The 16,662-nt window shown below is 69.0% G+C and carries 15 protein-coding genes and 1 pseudogene; 9 read left to right on the forward strand and 7 right to left on the reverse strand.

All coding sequences use genetic code 11. The annotated features are described in order from the left end of the window. Positions 1 to 102: 102 nt before the first annotated feature. The gene (locus tag E0500_RS09370) at positions 103 to 2,241 is read right to left on the reverse strand and encodes a SpoIIE family protein phosphatase (RefSeq protein ID WP_131566226.1); all 2,139 of its coding nucleotides are present in this window, start codon (positions 2,239 to 2,241) and stop codon (positions 103 to 105) included. 882 nt (positions 2,242 to 3,123) lie between these two features. Here E0500_RS09370 and aspS point away from each other — a divergent pair. The 3 genes from aspS (at position 3,124) to E0500_RS09385 (ending at position 7,679) form a co-directional block, all read left to right on the forward strand. Continuing rightward, complete coding sequence (gene aspS / locus E0500_RS09375) at positions 3,124 to 4,887, forward strand: aspartate--tRNA ligase (protein ID WP_131568856.1); 1,764 nt, start codon at positions 3,124 to 3,126, stop codon at positions 4,885 to 4,887. A gap of 205 nt (positions 4,888 to 5,092) precedes the next feature. Then, entirely contained in the window at positions 5,093 to 6,103 is a 1,011-nt protein-coding gene (locus E0500_RS09380) for an intradiol ring-cleavage dioxygenase (protein ID WP_131568858.1), read from the forward strand. Between the two features lie 220 nt (positions 6,104 to 6,323). Further along, positions 6,324 to 7,679 carry an MFS transporter gene (locus E0500_RS09385; protein ID WP_258572691.1) on the forward strand — a complete coding sequence of 452 codons (1,356 nt, stop codon included), beginning with the start codon at positions 6,324 to 6,326 and terminating at the stop codon, positions 7,677 to 7,679. A 188-nt stretch (positions 7,680 to 7,867) separates the two neighbouring features. On the opposite strand, the gene E0500_RS09390 is transcribed toward E0500_RS09385, so the two are convergent. Both E0500_RS09390 and E0500_RS09395 read right to left on the reverse strand, forming a co-directional pair. After that, the gene (locus tag E0500_RS09390; protein ID WP_258572693.1) at positions 7,868 to 8,782 is read right to left on the reverse strand and encodes a hypothetical protein; all 915 of its coding nucleotides are present in this window, start codon (positions 8,780 to 8,782) and stop codon (positions 7,868 to 7,870) included. A gap of 79 nt (positions 8,783 to 8,861) precedes the next feature. Then, the gene (locus tag E0500_RS09395; protein WP_131568860.1) at positions 8,862 to 9,338 is read right to left on the reverse strand and encodes an ATP-binding protein; all 477 of its coding nucleotides are present in this window, start codon (positions 9,336 to 9,338) and stop codon (positions 8,862 to 8,864) included. A 256-nt stretch (positions 9,339 to 9,594) separates the two neighbouring features. On the opposite strand from E0500_RS09395, the gene E0500_RS09400 reads away from it, so the two are divergent. Together E0500_RS09400 and E0500_RS09405 are read left to right on the forward strand one after the other, a co-directional pair. Continuing rightward, on the forward strand, positions 9,595 to 10,437 hold the full coding sequence (locus tag E0500_RS09400) for a helix-turn-helix transcriptional regulator (protein ID WP_131568862.1): 843 nt from the start codon (positions 9,595 to 9,597) through the stop codon (positions 10,435 to 10,437). Between the two features lie 3 nt (positions 10,438 to 10,440). Further along, positions 10,441 to 10,632, forward strand: a complete 192-nt coding sequence (locus tag E0500_RS09405; RefSeq protein WP_131568864.1) for a DUF397 domain-containing protein — start codon at positions 10,441 to 10,443, stop codon at positions 10,630 to 10,632. Here the strand turns inward: E0500_RS09405 and E0500_RS09410 are convergent. From E0500_RS09410 to E0500_RS09420, 3 genes are all read right to left on the reverse strand, one after another. Then, positions 10,611 to 10,799, reverse strand: coding sequence for a hypothetical protein (locus E0500_RS09410; protein ID WP_165935154.1), 189 nt, complete (start codon positions 10,797 to 10,799; stop codon positions 10,611 to 10,613). The genes E0500_RS09405 and E0500_RS09410 overlap by 22 nt on opposite strands. A 27-nt stretch (positions 10,800 to 10,826) precedes the next feature. Beyond that, a complete protein-coding gene (locus tag E0500_RS09415; protein WP_131568865.1) occupies positions 10,827 to 11,540 on the reverse strand; it encodes a hypothetical protein in 714 nt (237 codons plus the stop codon). 68 nt (positions 11,541 to 11,608) lie between these two features. Further along, positions 11,609 to 12,439 (reverse strand): bifunctional 2-polyprenyl-6-hydroxyphenol methylase/3-demethylubiquinol 3-O-methyltransferase UbiG, encoded by an 831-nt coding sequence (locus E0500_RS09420; RefSeq protein ID WP_220140483.1) that lies wholly within the window; start codon positions 12,437 to 12,439, stop codon positions 11,609 to 11,611. 110 nt (positions 12,440 to 12,549) lie between these two features. On the opposite strand from E0500_RS09420, the gene E0500_RS09425 reads away from it, so the two are divergent. Next, the gene (locus E0500_RS09425) at positions 12,550 to 13,014 is read left to right on the forward strand and encodes an Lrp/AsnC family transcriptional regulator (RefSeq protein WP_165935155.1); all 465 of its coding nucleotides are present in this window, start codon (positions 12,550 to 12,552) and stop codon (positions 13,012 to 13,014) included. Between the two features lie 80 nt (positions 13,015 to 13,094). Here E0500_RS09425 and E0500_RS09430 read toward each other — a convergent pair whose 3' ends face one another. Beyond that, complete coding sequence (locus E0500_RS09430; protein ID WP_131568869.1) at positions 13,095 to 13,850, reverse strand: GbsR/MarR family transcriptional regulator; 756 nt, start codon at positions 13,848 to 13,850, stop codon at positions 13,095 to 13,097. 220 nt (positions 13,851 to 14,070) lie between these two features. Between E0500_RS09430 and E0500_RS09435 the strand changes: the two genes are divergently transcribed. From E0500_RS09435 to E0500_RS09445, 3 genes and pseudogenes are all read left to right on the forward strand, one after another. Then, positions 14,071 to 14,736 carry a DUF4097 family beta strand repeat-containing protein gene (locus E0500_RS09435; protein WP_131568870.1) on the forward strand — a complete coding sequence of 222 codons (666 nt, stop codon included), beginning with the start codon at positions 14,071 to 14,073 and terminating at the stop codon, positions 14,734 to 14,736. Between the two features lie 49 nt (positions 14,737 to 14,785). Next, positions 14,786 to 15,801, forward strand: a pseudogene (locus tag E0500_RS09440) (ATP-binding cassette domain-containing protein). A gap of 58 nt (positions 15,802 to 15,859) precedes the next feature. Then, positions 15,860 to 16,615 carry an ABC transporter permease gene (locus E0500_RS09445; RefSeq protein WP_131568871.1) on the forward strand — a complete coding sequence of 252 codons (756 nt, stop codon included), beginning with the start codon at positions 15,860 to 15,862 and terminating at the stop codon, positions 16,613 to 16,615. Positions 16,616 to 16,662: the final 47 nt, after the last annotated feature.

The following is a 16,662-nucleotide window of genomic DNA, read 5'->3' on the forward strand; positions in this document are numbered from 1 at the left end:
GGTGTGACCGCGTTCGCAGCGTGGCTGCTTCCGTACCGTTTTCCTGCTGTGCCTGCTCCGTGCTGTGCCTGCTTCCTTATCGTGGCTGTTTCCGTACCCGCGCTACCTCGTGCCCACCGGGGCCTCGTACAACTCGAACCAGATGCTCTTGCCCTTGCCGCGCGGGTCCACGCCCCACGCGTCCGCCAGCAGCTCGATCAGCATCAGCCCGCGCCCGAAGGAGGCGAGTTCGCCGGGGTGGCGCCTGTGCGGGAGGTCGTCGCCGGCGTCCGTGACCTCGATCCTCATCCGGCGTCGTTCCTGCCCGTCGGTGACCTCGGTGACCTCGGCGACCAGGAGGGCGTCCGCGTCCGTGTGGACCAGCACGTTGGTGACCACCTCGGAGACCAGCAGGACGGCCGAGTCGACCTGGTCGTCGCGGGCCCAGTCGTGCAGGAAGTCACGCACGTGCCGGCGGGCACCGGCGACCTGGTCGGGCTCGTCCTGGGCGACCGTCAGGGCAGTACGGCGCACGGAGGGCCGGACGGGGGCGGTGTCGCCGCGGCCCTTGCCCTGCCGGCACAGCAGCAGAATCGCGATGTCGTCCTCGCGGCGGTCGGCCAGCGGGCCGGGGGTGTGGTGGGAGGACGGGCCGTGCACGCCCTGGACCAGGGCGTCCGCGAGCGCCTCCAGGTCGCCCTCGTGCGCCTCCAGGATGCGGCGGATGCGGTGCCAGCCGGTGTCCAGGTCGTGGCCGCCGGTCTCGATCAGGCCGTCCGTGCAGATCAGCATGGTCTCGCCGGGTTCCAGGACGATCCGGGTCGTCGGGTAGTCGGCGTCCGGGTCGATGCCGAGCGGCAGCCCGCCCGCCGTGTGCCGCGTCAGGACCGTGCCGTCGGCCATCCGGACCGCCGGTTCGGGGTGCCCGGCGCGGGCGACATCCAGCGTGCCGGTCGCCGGATCGACCTCGATGTACAGGCAGGTCGCGAAGCGCAGGTCGATGCTGTGCTCAGTGCCTTCACTGTCTTCTTCGAACGTGATCCCGTACAGGAAGCGGGAGACTCGGGCGAGGACCGCGTCCGGGCGGTGGCCCTCGGAGGCGTACGCCCGCAGCGCGATGCGGAGCTGGCCCATGAGGCCGGCCGCGCGTACGTCGTGGCCCTGGACGTCGCCGATGACGAGGGCGAAGCGGCCGCCCGGCAGCGGGATCAGGTCGTACCAGTCGCCGCCGACCTGGAGGCCGCCGCCGGTCGGTACGTAGCGGGCGGCGACGTTCATGCCCGGAATCTCCGGGCCCAGGGTCGGCATCATCGAGCGCTGCAACCCGTCGGTGAGCTCGCGCTCGGTCTCGGCGGTGCCCGCGCGGGAGAGGGCCTGGGCGAGCATGCGGGCCACGGTGGTGAGGACCGAGCGCTCGTCGGGCGTGAAGGAGACGGGATTAGCGAACGCCGCCATCCACGCGCCCATCGTCTGCCCTGCGACGGTGAGCGGCAGGAAGGCCCAGGAGCGACGGCCGAAGGGCTCGGCGAGGGGCCAGGAGGCGGGGTGGCGGGACTTGTAGTCCTCGGGGGAGGAGATGTAGACGGCGCGGCCCGTCCGCACCACCTCGGCGGCCGGGTAGTCCATCTCCAGCGATATCTGGGTGAAGGGGCCCTCGTCGCCCGGTTTCTGCCCGTGGTGCCCGATGACGGTGAGCCGGTCGGCCTCCACGCCGAAGACGGCGAGGCCGTCGGGCGAGAAGCCCGGCATGGACAGTCCGGCCGCGACCCGCAGCACCTCCTCCGTGGAGCGCGCCTCGGCCAGCGCGCGGCCCGCGTCCAGCAGGAACGCCTCGCGTGAGCGGCGCCAGTCGCCGGTGACGGGGCTGCGGGCGGCGGTGCCCGGCGTGGGTTCGGAGACCTCCTGGAGGGTGCCGATCAGCTGGTACTTCCCGGTGACGGGGTCGACGATCGGCTTGGAGCGGCTGCGTACGAGGCGTACGACCCGTCCTCGCTCGTCCATGACCCGCATCCGGACCTCGGCGATGGTCCCCTCGGTGACGGCGAGCCGGACGACGCCGTCGACCTCGATCCAGTCCTCCGGGTGGAAGCGGGCGCGGATGCCGCCCTCGGTGACCGTCGTCGGCTCCGGCGGCAGCCCGATGAGCCGCGCGGCCTCGGCGTCCAGAGTGACGAGCCCGGCCTCGGTGTCCGAGCGCCACAGGCCGGTCGCGAGAGCGGACAGGACGTCCCCTACGGCGGGCAGGGGCTCACCAGTGAGCATTGACCCACTTTAAGAACAGCTGATCGGACACTGCCACCGAAGCCGGGGATCACGCCCGGCCAGTGTGGCCGGGAGCCGCCGCTGTCCCGTGAGCCGTGGAGAAAGGGGAAAGCGCTGTCTCCGTTCGGGCGTCGGCGGCCCGGCGGCGGTGCGTGGCTGGTGGGGTGGGTGGTAGGGGTGGGGTTCATTGGCGGGGAAGTGCCGTTGCGCGTCCGCGGGTGCGCCCGCTGGGTGGGCGGGCGTGGGTGCGCTCCGCTGTGCGGGCGGGGCGGGGCGGGGCAGGCGTCTGCGGTTTGTGCGTCTTCGGTTGGTCGCGGGGTGAGCGTCTTCGGCGGGGCGCCTCGGGTTTGTTCGTGGGTCGGGGGCGCGCCGGGGGTCTCCGTCCTCGGTCCGGCGGTTCTGTGGGGGTGATGACGGTGCCCGGCGGCGGACGCCGGCCGCTGCGGGCGGACACCCCCCGTCACACCCCCTGCCGTGCGTACGCGACTGCCGGTGCGTGGGGGCGGGCGCCGTGCTTTTAAGGGGCGCGGGGAACTGCGCGACCAGCCACAACGCACCCGCAGCCGCCCACGAACAGAACCCGGCAGACGAAGACGCACCGGCGGCGATGCCTTGGTGGTGCCGGGTGCGCCCGTGCTGTTTGGGGGCGCGGGGCTGTGTTGAATATGCGGCTCCGCCGCGTGGGCGCGATCAGCCGCAACGAACCCGCAGCCGCCCCCAAACAGAACCCGGCAGACGAAGACGCACCCACCCGGCACACGAAATGCACCCCCCAAACCGCCGGAGGCGCCCGGTACCCTGGCAGTTCCGGGCTCAACCCCGCCCGGCGCTCCGGGGTGCGACCCCGGCGAAACCCGATCCGCGAAGACTGGATGAACGACGATGCATCGGTACAGGTCCCACACCTGCGGCGAGCTCCGCGCCTCTGACGTCGGCACCGACGTCCGGCTGAGCGGCTGGCTGCACAATCGGCGCGACCTGGGCGGCATCCTCTTCATCGATCTCCGCGACCACTACGGCATCACGCAGCTGGTGGCCCGCCCGGGCACCCCGGCGTACGAGGCGCTGGACAGGCTCTCCAAGGAGTCGACCGTCCGCGTCGACGGCAAGGTTGTTTCACGTGGAACCGAGAACGTGAACCCGGACCTGCCCACCGGCGAGGTCGAGGTCGAGGTGGGCGAGGTCGAGCTGCTCGGCGCGGCCGCCCCCCTCCCGTTCACGATCAACGCCGAGGACGGGGTGAACGAGGAGCGGCGTCTGGAGTACCGCTTCCTGGACCTGCGCCGCGAGCGCATGCACCGCAACATCATGCTGCGTACGGCGGTCATCTCGGCCATCCGTCACAAGATGACGGCCCTGGGCTTCAACGAGATGGCCACGCCGATCCTCAGCGCCACCTCCCCGGAGGGCGCCCGCGACTTCGTCGTGCCGTCGCGCCTGAACCCGGGCAAGTTCTACGCGCTGCCGCAGGCCCCGCAGCAGTTCAAGCAGCTGCTGATGATCTCGGGCTTCGACCGCTACTTCCAGATCGCGCCCTGTTTCCGTGACGAGGACGCCCGCGCGGACCGTTCGCCGGGCGAGTTCTACCAGCTCGACGTGGAGATGTCCTTCGTCGAGCAGGAGGACGTGTTCCAGCCCATCGAGAAGCTCATGACGGAGCTGTTCGAGGAGTTCGGCAACGGCCGTCACGTCACCTCGCCGTTCCCGCGCATCCCCTTCCGCGAGGCGATGCTGAAGTACGGCTCCGACAAGCCGGACCTGCGGGCCCAGCTGGAGCTCGTCGACATCACCGACATCTTCGAGGGTTCGGAGTTCAAGGCCTTCGCGGGCAAGCACGTACGTGCCCTGCCGGTACCGGACGTGTCCGCGCAGCCCAGGAAGTTCTTCGACCAGCTCGGTGACTTCGCGGTCTCGCAGGGTGCGAAGGGCCTGGCCTGGGTGCGGGTGAACGAGGACGGTTCGCTGACGGGCCCGATCGCGAAGTTCCTGACCGAGGAGAACGTCGCCGAGCTGACCAAGCGCCTGTCGCTGGCCTCCGGGCACGCGGTGTTCTTCGGCGCGGGCGACTTCGACGAGGTCTCGAAGATCATGGGCGCGGTGCGGGTGGAAGCCGCGAAGCGCGCCGGGCACTTCGAGGAGGGCGTCTTCCGGTTCTGCTGGATCGTCGACTTCCCGATGTACGAGAGGGACGAGGAGACCGGGAAGATCGACTTCTCGCACAACCCGTTCTCGATGCCGCAGGGTGGCCTGGAGGCCCTGGAGACCCAGGACCCGCTGGACATCCTCGGCTGGCAGTACGACATCGTGTGCAACGGCGTCGAGCTGTCCTCCGGCGCCATCCGGAACCACGAGCCGGACATCATGCTCAAGGCCTTCGAGATCGCGGGCTACGACCGTGAGACCGTCGAGGAGCAGTTCGCGGGCATGCTCCGCGCCTTCCGCTTCGGTGCCCCGCCGCACGGCGGCATCGCCCCCGGCGTCGACCGCATCGTCATGCTGCTGGCCGACGAGCCGAACATCCGCGAGACGATCGCCTTCCCGCTCAACGGCAACGCCCAGGACCTGATGATGGGCGCGCCGACGGAGCTGGAGGAGGCGCGGCTGCGGGAGCTGCACCTCTCGGTGCGCAAGCCTCAGCCGAAGTAGAAGTAGTAGGAGGAGTAGGGCCTTTTTTCGGGCTCTGTGGAGGGTCCTGAAGTCGCTCGTCGATTTCAGGACCCTTTTCCGTGCGTGGGGAAGAGGCACAGGAATGCCGGAGTGCAGGGATACAGGAGTACAGGAGTACAGGAGTACAGGGGAAACCAAGTCCCTTCTCAAGGATTTGACAGGCTGCCTCCCTAACTTCCCTTCCATGACGGGAAACGAGACGGGTAACGAGTCCGGAAACCAGGCGGCCCAGGGGCCCAAGCACAAGAGGGATCTGTCCCGCCGCAAGGTCGTGGTCGCGGGCGCCGGCGCCCTGGCCGCGGTGGGCGTGGGCGGAGCCGTCGTCGCGACGGCGAGCGCGGGCGGGACCGGCAAGGCGGCCGACGCGTCCTCTGCGAAGGCCTCCAGCAGCACCGCGAGCACTGCGGAGGAGTGCTACAAGCTCACCTCGGAGACCACCGAGGGGCCGTACTACATCGACGCCGACAAGATCCGGCAGGACATCACCGAGGACAAGGAGGGCATCCCGCTGACCCTCCGCCTCAAGGTGATCGACGCGGAGAGCTGCAAGCCGGTCCGGAACGCGGCCGTAGACATCTGGCACTGCGATGCGCTGGGCCTCTACTCGGGGTACGAGAGCCTGTCGACGGGCGGCGGTGGCGGCGCTCCCACGGACGCCCCCTCGGGCACGCCGATCGGTGAGCCGCCGTCCGGCGCGCCCACCGACGGCACGGGCGGGGGTGGCGGCGGGGGCGGCCAGCACGAGGAGCCCACCGACGACAAGCGCTACCTGCGCGGCACCTGGAAGACGGACAAGCAGGGCTTCGTCACCTTCAAGACGATCTTCCCGGGCTGGTACCGGGGCCGCTGCGTCCACATCCACACCAAGGTGCATGTGGGCGGCGAATGGACGGACGGCGGTTACGAGGGCGGTAACACCTGCCACACCGGCCAGTTCTTCTTCGACGAGGACTCCGTCCTCGCCTCCGCCGAGGTCGAGCCGTACTCGACGTCGACGACCGAGCGCACCACGCTCGACGAGGACACCATCTACGACCAGAGCGGCACCCAGGGCGGTCTCCTCAAGCTGAAGTACAAGAAGGGCGACATCGCCAAGGGCGTGCTCGCCACCCTCACGGTCGGTGTGGACCCGGAGGCGACCCACACGGGCACGGAGGACTCGGTGCAGCCGGGGGCCTCGGCCACCGCGAGCTGACGCACGTACGACTGGTAGAGCCCGTACGAGCTTCGTACGGCTGGACACAGGGCCCGGAACCCGCCCCGGATTCCGGGCCTGTGGTCTGCACTTTGGTTCACATACGTGATTACCGAACCAACCCATTGACCTGGAAGTTCGGGCCTCCGTAAGGTTCCCCAGGTTCTCGCGTACGTGATTGCGGTTCACGTATGTGCACGACCCTGAAGGGGAGACAACGATGTCACAAGTCGTGATACCCGAGGTGGAGCGCCAGGCGGTCGGCAAGTTCCTGCGCCGTATGCTGCCGATCCTGGTCCTGATGCTGCTGATCAACCAGATGGACCGGACGAACGTGGGCTTCGTCCAGGACGAGCTCAGGGCCGACGTCGGGGTGAGCGCCACCGCTTACGGTCTGGGCGCCGGGCTGTTCTTCATCGGGTACGCCCTGTTCGAGGTGCCCAGCAACATGCTGCTGGAGCGGTTCGGCGCACGCGTGTGGCTGACCCGGATCATGATCACCTGGGGTGCGGTGATCGTGACGATGTGCTTCATCCACAACGTGTGGATGTTCTACGCGCTGCGCTTCCTGCTCGGCGTCGCGGAGGCCGGCTTCTTCCCCGGTGTGCTGCTCTACTTCACCCAGTGGCTGCCGGACTCCAGCCGGGGCCGGGCGAGCGCGATCTTCCTCGGCGGCTCGGCCACCGCGTACATCGTGACCGGCCCGATCACGGGCGCGCTGCTGGAGCTGGACGGGATCGGCGGGTTCGCCGGCTGGCGCTGGATGTTCGCCCTCGAAGGCCTCCTCTCGATCGTCGTCGGGTTCATCGCCGGCTTCTTCCTCGTCTCCCGCATCCAGGACGCCCGCTGGCTGACGCAGGAGGAGAAGGACGCGCTGAGCGCGGCGGTCGCCCGGGACGAGGAGGCCCGCAGCCGCGCACCCAAGGTGTCCCGGCTCAAGCTGATCATCCACCCCCAGGTCGCCCTCCTGACCATCGTCTTCTTCGCGATGGCGCTCACCGGGTACGCGATCACCTTCTGGCTGCCGAGCCTGGTCGACGAGATCGGCGGGCTGTCGCCGTTCCAGGTCGGCCTCCTCTCGGCGATCCCCTGGATCTGCGCGGTGATCGCGATGTACACGGTGAGCCACTTCACCGACGGCGCCCCGGACCGCCGCCCGTACCTGGCGATCGCCCTCGTCCTGTCGGCCATCGGCACCTTCCTCGCCACGCTGGGCTCCCCCTGGTTCGGCCTGGCCGCCATCACGCTGGCCGCGGTCGGCGGGAAGGTCGCGGCCACCCTGTTCTGGCCGATGGCCCAGTCGGGGCTCGACCTGAAGATCGCCGCGCCCGGTCTGGCGGTCGTCAACTCCATCGGAAACCTGGGTGGTTTCGTCTCCCCCACCCTCTTCGGCTACCTCAAGGACACGACCGGCTCCACGAACGGCGGCCTGTACACCCTGTCCACGGCGTCCATCCTGGCGGTCATCGGGGTCGCCCTCATCCGCCGCAACGGCGGCTCCGCGACGGGTTCGGGTGACGGCGGCGACGGGTCCACCGTGGTGAAGGGGCAGGTGGCGACTGGCGAGGCGAGGTAGCCGACGGTGCCGCCCGGGGCCGTGAGGTCCCGGGCGCCGCACGGCCGTGGACGCCTGGGGCACCGCCGACCATCGCCACCTCGCGGGTCAACCCGATGGCCATGCAGAACGCTGTGACTATGTATCGGCCCCTCACCTTCTCCTGCAGTTCGGGGATCATCCTGCTGATCAGAAGGTGCTGCGCTGTCTCATGCGGGGGCACCCTCGGGGGTATCCGGGTCCTCGGCGAACAGTTCCTCCGCGTGTGTGACCGTGACGGCCCTGCGGAGCCAGGTGTTGACACGGTCGAGGTCAGTGCAGGTGGTCACGCGATTGCGGATGTCGTCGGAGACAGGGATCTGGCGTACCTCCAGGACGGCCAGGACTCCCTTGGCCTCGCCCCTGGCCTCGCCCTTGGCCTCGCCTTCGAGGTAGGCCTTCTCCAGGATCGTGCCTTGGCCGGGGAAGTAGTTGACGAACGTCATGATGTCCCTCCATTTGTCTCCGGCTGGGGTCTCCCCCAGGGTTCTGTCCAGGAACTGGTAGAAGTAGTTGCCTGCGTTCCAGTCCATCCCTGCGAGGGCACGGCCCAGTGCGTCCAGTATGGCGTCGATGTCGGCGCTGTTGGCGTGTGCCAGGGCGGAGAACGCGGCCATTGCGGGTTTCTCCGCCGCCGTTCTCGTATCGGTGATCACCGGGAGGTTGTCCGGTCCGACGACCAGGGGGTGAGTCCGCTGGGCGGTCCAGCCTCGGGTCTCGCAGGCAAAGGGGCCGGTCGCCCACTTGGTCGTGGCCCTGTCGCGGCAGACCACAAGCAGGAGTACCGGCAGGCCGTATTTCGCCTGGAGGTAGGCGACGTAGTACGGCCAGCTCGACTCCTTCTTCGGATCCCGCCTCTCCTGCGCTTCGACGGCGAGAAGGAAGTCGTCACCGTCGGACGGGCCGATGCGCAGCACTGTGTCGACGTGGCGCGCCAGTGGCCTGGTCTCTGTCACGTCGGTGGCGATCGCGTCCACGGTCGCCTTCTCCGGTAACGCGATACCCAGCACCCCGAAGACGGGCGTGAGGATCTCGGGCCGCTCCTGGAAGATGCGGTGCATGCCCTCGTGAGCTGATGTGACCATGTGTGCAACCTAGGTGGATCAAGGCGTGGGACGTCCGGGTGATCGGGATGCGTTCACTCATTCGGGGCGGAAGGAACGTTCACGCCGCCCTCGCCAGCTCGCACCACACGAACTTTCCGTTTCCGTCCGGGGGTTGGGTCGTCGTTCCCAGGGTGTGCCATCCCCAGTTTTCGGAGCACCCTTCGACGAGGGTGAGGCCGCGGCCCGATTCGAGGGTGGGGTTCAAGGTGGCGTCGATGCAGGGTGCCGGGATCGGCGGCCGGGGGTCCGTGTCCCATACGCCGATCCTGAGAGTCGGGTCCGACCAGCGGAGCCTTATGGCCGCCGGGCCCTTCGTGTGTCGTACGGCGTTGGCGACCAGTTCCGTTGCCAGGAGTTCGGCCGCTTCGGTGAGCTGGGGAAGGTCGTGGAGGGCGAGGATCAGGCGGAGGGTGCGGCGGCAGATCGTGACGGCGCGGCGGTCGTTGGGGATGGAGAGGGTGTAGGTCCAGGGTTCGTTGGGTGTTGTGGGTGCGGTGGGTGCGGTGGGTGCGGTGGGTTCCTCGGTTCCGGGCATAGGTAACTCCTGGTCTGGAAGTGGGGGGTTGGAGAACTGGGCTGCGCTGTGGTCGCGGGCGGTGGCTCTGCCGCGGCCGCCGTGGCAGGGCGGGGCGGTGCGCTTCCGGGAGTCCCGGTGTTTCGCAGTGTGTGCGTCGCATCACTGACGGTAGGGGGAAATGTTTAGCCCTTGCAAGTCGTTCGCGTAGCCTTGCACCCGATCGGGGCGTCCCACCCCCGCCCGGAACGTTGGCTGTTGGGGAAGCGAGAGTCGTATGCCGGCGAGGATCCAGCCGACCGTTCGCCAGGTTCGCCTAGGCACTGAGCTGCGCAGACTTCGGGAGGCCGCAGGCCTGTCCTCTCGGAACGCGGCAGGCCTGCTGGGTGTCAATCCGGCCCAGATGAGCCAGTTCGAGGCAGGGAATGCCGGGATCAACGAGGAGCGTGTACGCAGGCTGGCGGCGCATTACGCCTGTACGGACCGCGAGTTGATCGAGGCCCTCGTGGGCATGGCAACGGATCGGAGCCGGGGGTGGTGGGAGGACTACCGGGGTGTGCTGCCGCCGGTGTTCCTGGACCTGGCTGAGTTGGAACACCATGCGACGTTCATCGAGGAGATCTCGACTGCGCATGTCCCGGGCCTTTTCCAGACCGAGGAGTACGCGCGGGCCGTCATCACCTACTGGCGCCCGGAACTCCCGGAAAGCGAGGTGAAGCCAAGAGTGGAGCACCGGATGCGCCGCAAGGCGGTGCTTGCGAGGTGCCCGTACGAGGTCGTGCTGCATGAGCCGGTGCTGCGTACGCGAGTCGCCGACCGGCGGGTAGCGCGAGACCAACTCGACTCGCTCCTCGCCCAGTCAGAGGCGCACAACGTTACGGTGCGGCTCATCCCGTTCGACGTTGACGGATTCGCCGGTGCCAGCGCGGAGTTGCTGTACGCGGGTGGCCGGGTTCCCGCGTTGGACACGGCCCAGCGAGACACTCCCCAAGGGCCGGCCTTCATGGATGCGGCATCACAACTGCGGTCCATGCGAACGCTTTTTCGTAAGGTGGAGGGGGTGTCTCTGGATCCGGTTCGGTCCCGGGACTACATCCACCGTCTGACCAAGGAGCTGTGAGACGTGACTCAGTGGCAGAAGTCGACCTTCTCCAGCGGGACCGACGGAAGCAACTGCGTCGAACTCGCCCACACCGACGCCACGTTCCTCCTCCGCGAAAGCGACGACCCCACCCGAATACTTCCCGTCACCGCCATCGCCCTCGCCGCCCTCCTCCGGGACCCGCCGCTGGGCTATCGCTTGAGCGCCCTGTAGCGCTTGAGCAGTGCCGTGATCCTCTTCTGGTCCGCCGCGCCGTTCAGTTCCGTGAGGAGGTCGTCCGGGCAGAGTTCGTAGTGGTCGCCCCACCAGCCGCGGCGGCGGTTGTCCCAGATGCGGTAGCCGCCAGGGACGCCCCGGGCCACGTATCGGCGTCTGCTCATGGCCCTCCCGGGGCGGGGCATCAGGGGTTATTCGTCGGGCGGTGGCCTCAGCGCCTCCTCCTCCAGCAGGCGTTCCGCGATGTCGCCGGCCCAGGACTGGGCCCACTGGCGGAGGGCCATGATGGCCTGTTCGTCGAGGCCGGAACGAGTGAATTCCCTGTCGGCGACCCACTCGATGCCCTCCAGGCGGGACTGGAGGTCGGTGAGGTCGAAGGCGTCGAGGGCGTGGCGGCGGCCCAGTTCCTCCAGTTCGGTGAGGCTCCAGAGGTCCGCGGCGGCGTGGACGGCGACGAGGTCGCGGGCGAGGCCGCGGTCGGTCAGGGCCCGGACCTTCGTGCCGATGACGTCTTCGAGGGAGAGGGTGAGGCCGAGGGCGGTCCGGACCGCTGGGCGCCAGAGGGTTTCCTTGAGGATGTCGAGCGTGTGGTCCCTGGCTGTGGCGGGGTCGGTGACGATCAGGCGGGCCGAGAGGGGGTCCGTTTCCTGGGGGCGGACGCGCCAGCCCCGTTCCTCCAGGCCGGCCCGGACCGCGGCCGCGATCGTCTCCATGGGTTCGGGGCTCTCGGTCGCCACTTCCAGGGCCCCCGGCGCGGGCCGGTCGACCAGATGCTCGACCAGGCCGTGCGCCTGCACCGCGTGGTCGCCGGAGAGGGCCAGGGCGTAGGGGGCGCCGATCGCGAGTACGTCGAGCAGGAGGCGCCGTCCGGGGTCGGCGTCGGGGTCGGCGCCGGTGGCATTCACGGAGTGGCTCGTGTGCGGGGAGTGGCCATGCCCTGATTATCGCGGGGAGGTGCGGCGACGCGGTGGCGTCACGCGGCACGTCGGAGGATCACCGTCCGCATGCCGCCTCCGCCACCGCTCTCCTCCCGTACCACCCGCAGCCCGGCCGTACGACACTGCTCCAGCACCCACGCGTGGGCGAGCCGCAGCTTTCGGTAGCTGCGGGCGTGCAGGGTCCAGGCGCCCTCGGGGGCGGGACGGGTGTGGATCAGGTCGTGCACGACGACCGTGTAGTCGTCGTAGTCGTCCGGGTACTCCAGGAAGCAGGTCATGATCCGGTCCTCGGCGGAGCGGACCGGCAGGAAGCGGTCGGTGCCGGTGAGCGGGACGGTCAGGTCCCGGTAGGCGAGGACGGCCGTTCCGTCGGGCGCGAGCGCGGCCGCGATGTCGTTCAGCAGGGCGGCCACGTCTCCCCGGGTCGGGAGGTGGGTGAGCGTGTCGCCCAGGCAGACGACCGCGTCCGCCGAGCCAGGACGGACCAGGTCCCGCAGGGCGGTGCGCAGATCGGACCGTACGGGGCGGACCGCCGGTATGCCGGCGGCGTGCGCCGACAGTTCGTCCAGCAGCGACTGGCTCAGGTCGACCGCGAGAACCAGGTCGAAGCCCGACTCGGCCAGGGCCAGGCTCGTATGGCCGGGGCCGCAGCCCAGGTCCACCGCCAGCGAACCGGCGGCCGGGGCCGGGCCGGGGACCACGGGAACCACACCCCAGTCCGACAACTGCGCGCGCTGGGCGTCGGCCAGCGCGCCGAGGTCGCCGCCCAGCATCCAGGTGTAGTGCTCCGCGAGGAACCCGTCGTAGTGGTCGGCGGCGGGCGGCACAGGGGTGGCGGTGAGTGTGGTGGGCGTGGTGTGCGTCATCGAGGCGGGGGTCCCTTCGCATCCGGCGGATGGCAGGGAATCTAGGGCGGGATACGGGGGTTTGGGGGAAGCACCGAACCAAATTCGGGTCACCGCCGAGAATGACGGCCATGGACGACATTGATTCGGCGATCCTCAGTCATCTGCAGCGCGATGGACGGCTCACCAACCGGGAGTTGGCCCGCCTGGTCGGCATCGCGCCCTCCACCTGCCTGGAACGGGTTCGGGCGCTGAGGGCGCGCGGTGTGATCACCGGGTACCACGCGGCCGTGCAGCCGCGCATGCTGGGCCTGTCCCTCCAGGCACTGGTGTTCGCGCGGCTGCGTCCGCTGAGCCGGGAGGTGATCTCCGGCTTCGAGGCGTATCTGGCCCAACGGCCCGAGGTGGTATCCGTCTTCGTGGTCTCCGGCGACGACGACTTCGTCGTCCACGTGGCCGTGGCGGACATCGAGCAACTGCACGCGTTCCTCATGGACCGGTTCAGCGCGCGTCGGGAGGTGGTGAGTTTCCGCAGTTCGGTGATCTATCAGCAGACGAGTACACGGGTGCTGACGCCTGGGAACGGGCGCCCCTGAACGGGTTCCCCTGAACGGACGTCCTTGAGTGGACATCCGTAAACCAACCCCGTCTCCGCCGGCCTGGGCGAGACGGCTGTCTATCCGCGGTCTGAACTTGGCGTGGCAGTGCCGCCCGGGGTCGTTTCGGGTTTCGTGTGGAGGACTTCGAGGGCCTGGTCCGCCGCGCGGGCGGTGCTCTCGGAGACGAAGTCGAGGAAGCGGGCAGTGTTCTCAAGGCGGGTGGCGGCTGGGGTGCCGGGGCCGAGGATACCGACACCCTGCCGCGCGATCTCCACGATCTGGGCGATGGACCGGGCACTGGCCATCATCGACTGGTACCAGATGTCGTCGTCGACGACGTAGCGCTCGCGGCGGCGTTCGTCGCGTTCCCGGCGGACGAAGCCCTGGCTTTCGAGGAACGAGATCGCTTTGGAGATGGACGCCGGGCTGACCTGAAGGCGCTGGACGAGTTCGGACGCGGTGAGACTGCCCGTGTCGCTGGTGTAGAGGCAGGCCAGCACCCGGGACATCATCTTGGGCGCGCCCGATTGCATCATGGCGGTGGTGAAGGTCTCCTCGTATTCGCGCACCGCCTCGGGGTCGCGTCCGTAGGCCTGCGGGGGCGCCTCCGGCCCTCGGGGCGCGGCCTGCCTGCGGCGGTGGGCGCGGCGTTCGGTGGCGCGGTGGGCGAGGTCGGCGCGGTAGGCGGTGGGGCCGCCGTTGCGCATGACCTCGCGAGTGATGGTCGAGGTCGGGCGGTCGAGGCGTCTGGCGATCTCCGCGTAGGCGAGGCCGTCGGCCAGTCCCAGCGCGATCTGCTGACGTTCCTGCTGGGTGAGCCTGCCTCCCGGCATGGTGTTCTCCTTCGTGGTCCGTGGTGTCCGAAGCATAGCCTTCACCTTCAGTTCATTGCAACGAACGAGCTGGATTGTTGCATTAGATTCAAGACCATTGCAATGATTTCTCTGATGTGACCTGCAGTGATGGTGGCTAAGTGCAACGATGTCGTTGCTAGATCTTCGAACGCAACGTAGCTTTTTCGATGTCAGAAACGACGAACCCAAGGAGCGCACGATGCAGAAGTTCGACACCCCCGCCCCGGTGACCGCCGTCCTGGCCATCCCCGCCGGACGCATCCAGTTCATCGCCGCCGACCGCACCGACACCACGGTCGAGGTCCTGCCCGCCAACGCCTCCAAGAGCCGCGACGTGAAGGCGGCCGAGGAGATCGAGTTCGCCTACAGCGACGGCGTCCTGCGGATCGAGGCCCCGGAGCCGAAGAACCGGATCCTCGGCAACTCCGGATCCGTCGAGGTGACTGTCCAACTGCCCGTCGGCTCCCGCGTCGAGGCGAGGACCGCCAGCGCCGAACTCCGGGGCGTCGGACGCCTCGGCGACGTCACCTTCGAAGGCGCGTACCGCCAGATCAAGATCGACGAGGCCGCGAGCCTCCGCCTCACCGCGATCGACGGCGACGTCGAGGTCGGCCGACTGGGCGGCCCCGCGGAGATCAGCACCGCAAGAGGTGACATCCGGATCGCCGAGGCCGTACGCGGCACGGTCGTACTCCGCACCCTGTCCGGCGACATCTCGGTCGTCGCCGCCGCAGGCGTCTCGGCCGCCCTGGACGCCGGCACCGGCTACGGCCGCATCAGCAACGCCCTCAAGAACGACGGCACCGCCGAGCTCGACATCCGCGCCACCACCTCCCACGGCGACATCACCGCCCGCAGCCTGTAAATCCGCAGCCAATAAAGCCACCAAAGCCACTAATAAGGGGGCACCTCTCATGACCGACCTGGCCATCGCGGCGAACGGGCTGCGCAAGTCCTACGGCGACAAGGTCGTCCTCGACGGCATCGACTGGCCGTCCCGGAAGGAACGATCTTCTCCCTGCTCGGCCCGAACGGCGCCGGCAAGACCACCGCCGTCAAGATCCTCTCCACTCTCATCTCACCCGACCCCGCCAGTGGTCGGATCCGTGTCGGCGGTCACGACCTCGCCACCGACCCGCAGGCCGTACGCGCCGGGATCGGCGTCACCGGACAGTTCTCCGCCGTCGACGGCCTGATCACCGGCGAGGAGAACATGCTCCTCATGGCGGACCTGCACCACCTCTCCAAGCGCGAAGGACGGCAGGTCACCGCCGAGCTGCTGGAGCGCTTCGACCTCACCGAGGCCGCGAAGAAGCCCGCATCCACCTACTCCGGCGGCATGAAGCGCCGCCTCGACATCGCCATGACCCTGGTCGGCAACCCGCGGATCATCTTCCTCGACGAGCCGACCACCGGCCTCGACCCACGCTCCCGGCACACCATGTGGCGGATCATCCGCGAGCTCGTCACGGGCGGCGTCACCGTCTTCCTCACCACTCAGTACCTGGAGGAGGCCGACGAGCTCGCCGACCGCATCGCCGTGCTCAACGACGGCAAGATCGCCGCCCAGGGCACCGCCGAGGAGCTGAAGCGGATCGTCCCCGGCGGACACGTCCGGCTCCGCTTCACCGACCCGGCCGCGTACCAGAGTGCCGCCTCCGCCCTGCGTGAGGCGGTCCGGGACGACGAATCCCTCGCCCTGCAGATCCCGAGCGATGGCAGCCAGCGCGAGCTGCGCTCCATCCTCGACCGGCTGGACTCGGTCGGCATCGAGGCCGACGAGCTGACCGTGCACACCCCCGACCTCGACGATGTCTTCTTCGCCCTGACCGGCGGCGCCGACATACCCAGCCAGCCCAGCCAGCCCAGCCAGCCCAGCCGGCCGAACCAGCCGAACCAGCCGAACCAGCCCAAGGAGGCCGTCCGATGAGCACCCCCCTGGCTCCCGCCCGACCCGGATCTCCCTCGCCGTACGCGACTCCGCCACGATGCTGCGCCGCAATCTCCTGCACGCCCGGCGCTACCCGTCGCTCACCCTGAACCTGCTGCTCACCCCGATCATGCTGTTGCTGCTCTTCGTCTACATCTTCGGCGACACCATGAGCGCGGGCATCGGCGGCGGCGGAGGTGCGGACCGCTCCGTGTACATCGCCTACATCGTGCCGGGGCTCCTGCTGATGACCATCGGCAGCACCACGATCGGCACCGCGGTCTCCGTCTCCAACGACATGACCGAGGGCATCATCGCCCGCTTCCGCACGATGGCGATCCACCGCGGCTCCGTGATCATCGGACATGTCATCGGCAGCGTGTTGCAGTCGATCATCAGCGTGGTCCTCGTCGGCGCCGTCGCCGTGGCCATCGGCTTCCGCTCCACCGATGCCACCGTCCTGGAGTGGCTCGCGGCGTTCGGGCTGCTCGTGCTCTTCGCCACGGCGCTCACCTGGATCGCGGTCGGTATGGGCCTGGTCAGCCCGAACGTCGAGGCCGCCAGCAACAATGCGATGCCACTGATCCTGCTGCCGCTCCTGTCCAGCGCCTTCGTCCCCGTCGACGCGATGCCGGGCTGGTTCCAGCCGATCGCCGAGTACCAGCCGTTCACGCCCGCCATCGAGACCCTGCGCGGCCTGCTGCTCGGCACCGAGATCGGCAACAACGGATGGCTCGCCGTCGTCTGGTGCCTGGGCCTCGCGGTGCTCGGCTACTTCTGGTCGACCTCGAAGTTCAACGACGACCCGAAGTAACCGCCGTGACAACGCGGGCCGGCTCCCGCAACTCGTTCCACCCGAGG

This window comes from Streptomyces sp. KM273126 (assembly GCF_004337435.2).
Lineage (GTDB): Bacteria > Actinomycetota > Actinomycetes > Streptomycetales > Streptomycetaceae > Streptomyces > Streptomyces acidicola.

Bases quoted from the DNA above. Each gene is read 5' to 3' on its own strand.
- E0500_RS09435 (WP_131568870.1), top strand. From the start codon at position 14,071: ATGCAGAAGTTCGACACCCCCGCCCCGGTGACCGCCGTCCTGGCCATC.
- E0500_RS09410 (WP_165935154.1), bottom strand. From the start codon at position 10,799: ATGAGCAGACGCCGATACGTGGCCCGGGGCGTCCCTGGCGGCTACCGC.
- E0500_RS09380 (WP_131568858.1), top strand. From the start codon at position 5,093: ATGACGGGAAACGAGACGGGTAACGAGTCCGGAAACCAGGCGGCCCAG.
- E0500_RS09400 (WP_131568862.1), top strand. From the start codon at position 9,595: ATGCCGGCGAGGATCCAGCCGACCGTTCGCCAGGTTCGCCTAGGCACT.
- E0500_RS09395 (WP_131568860.1), bottom strand. From the start codon at position 9,338: ATGCCCGGAACCGAGGAACCCACCGCACCCACCGCACCCACCGCACCC.
- E0500_RS09370 (WP_131566226.1), bottom strand. From the start codon at position 2,241: ATGCTCACTGGTGAGCCCCTGCCCGCCGTAGGGGACGTCCTGTCCGCT.
- E0500_RS09390 (WP_258572693.1), bottom strand. From the start codon at position 8,782: ATGGTCACATCAGCTCACGAGGGCATGCACCGCATCTTCCAGGAGCGG.
- E0500_RS09420 (WP_220140483.1), bottom strand. From the start codon at position 12,439: ATGACGCACACCACGCCCACCACACTCACCGCCACCCCTGTGCCGCCC.
- E0500_RS09445 (WP_131568871.1), top strand. From the start codon at position 15,860: ATGCTGCGCCGCAATCTCCTGCACGCCCGGCGCTACCCGTCGCTCACC.
- E0500_RS09385 (WP_258572691.1), top strand. From the start codon at position 6,324: ATGTCACAAGTCGTGATACCCGAGGTGGAGCGCCAGGCGGTCGGCAAG.
- aspS (WP_131568856.1), top strand. From the start codon at position 3,124: ATGCATCGGTACAGGTCCCACACCTGCGGCGAGCTCCGCGCCTCTGAC.
- E0500_RS09425 (WP_165935155.1), top strand. From the start codon at position 12,550: ATGGACGACATTGATTCGGCGATCCTCAGTCATCTGCAGCGCGATGGA.
- E0500_RS09430 (WP_131568869.1), bottom strand. From the start codon at position 13,850: ATGCCGGGAGGCAGGCTCACCCAGCAGGAACGTCAGCAGATCGCGCTG.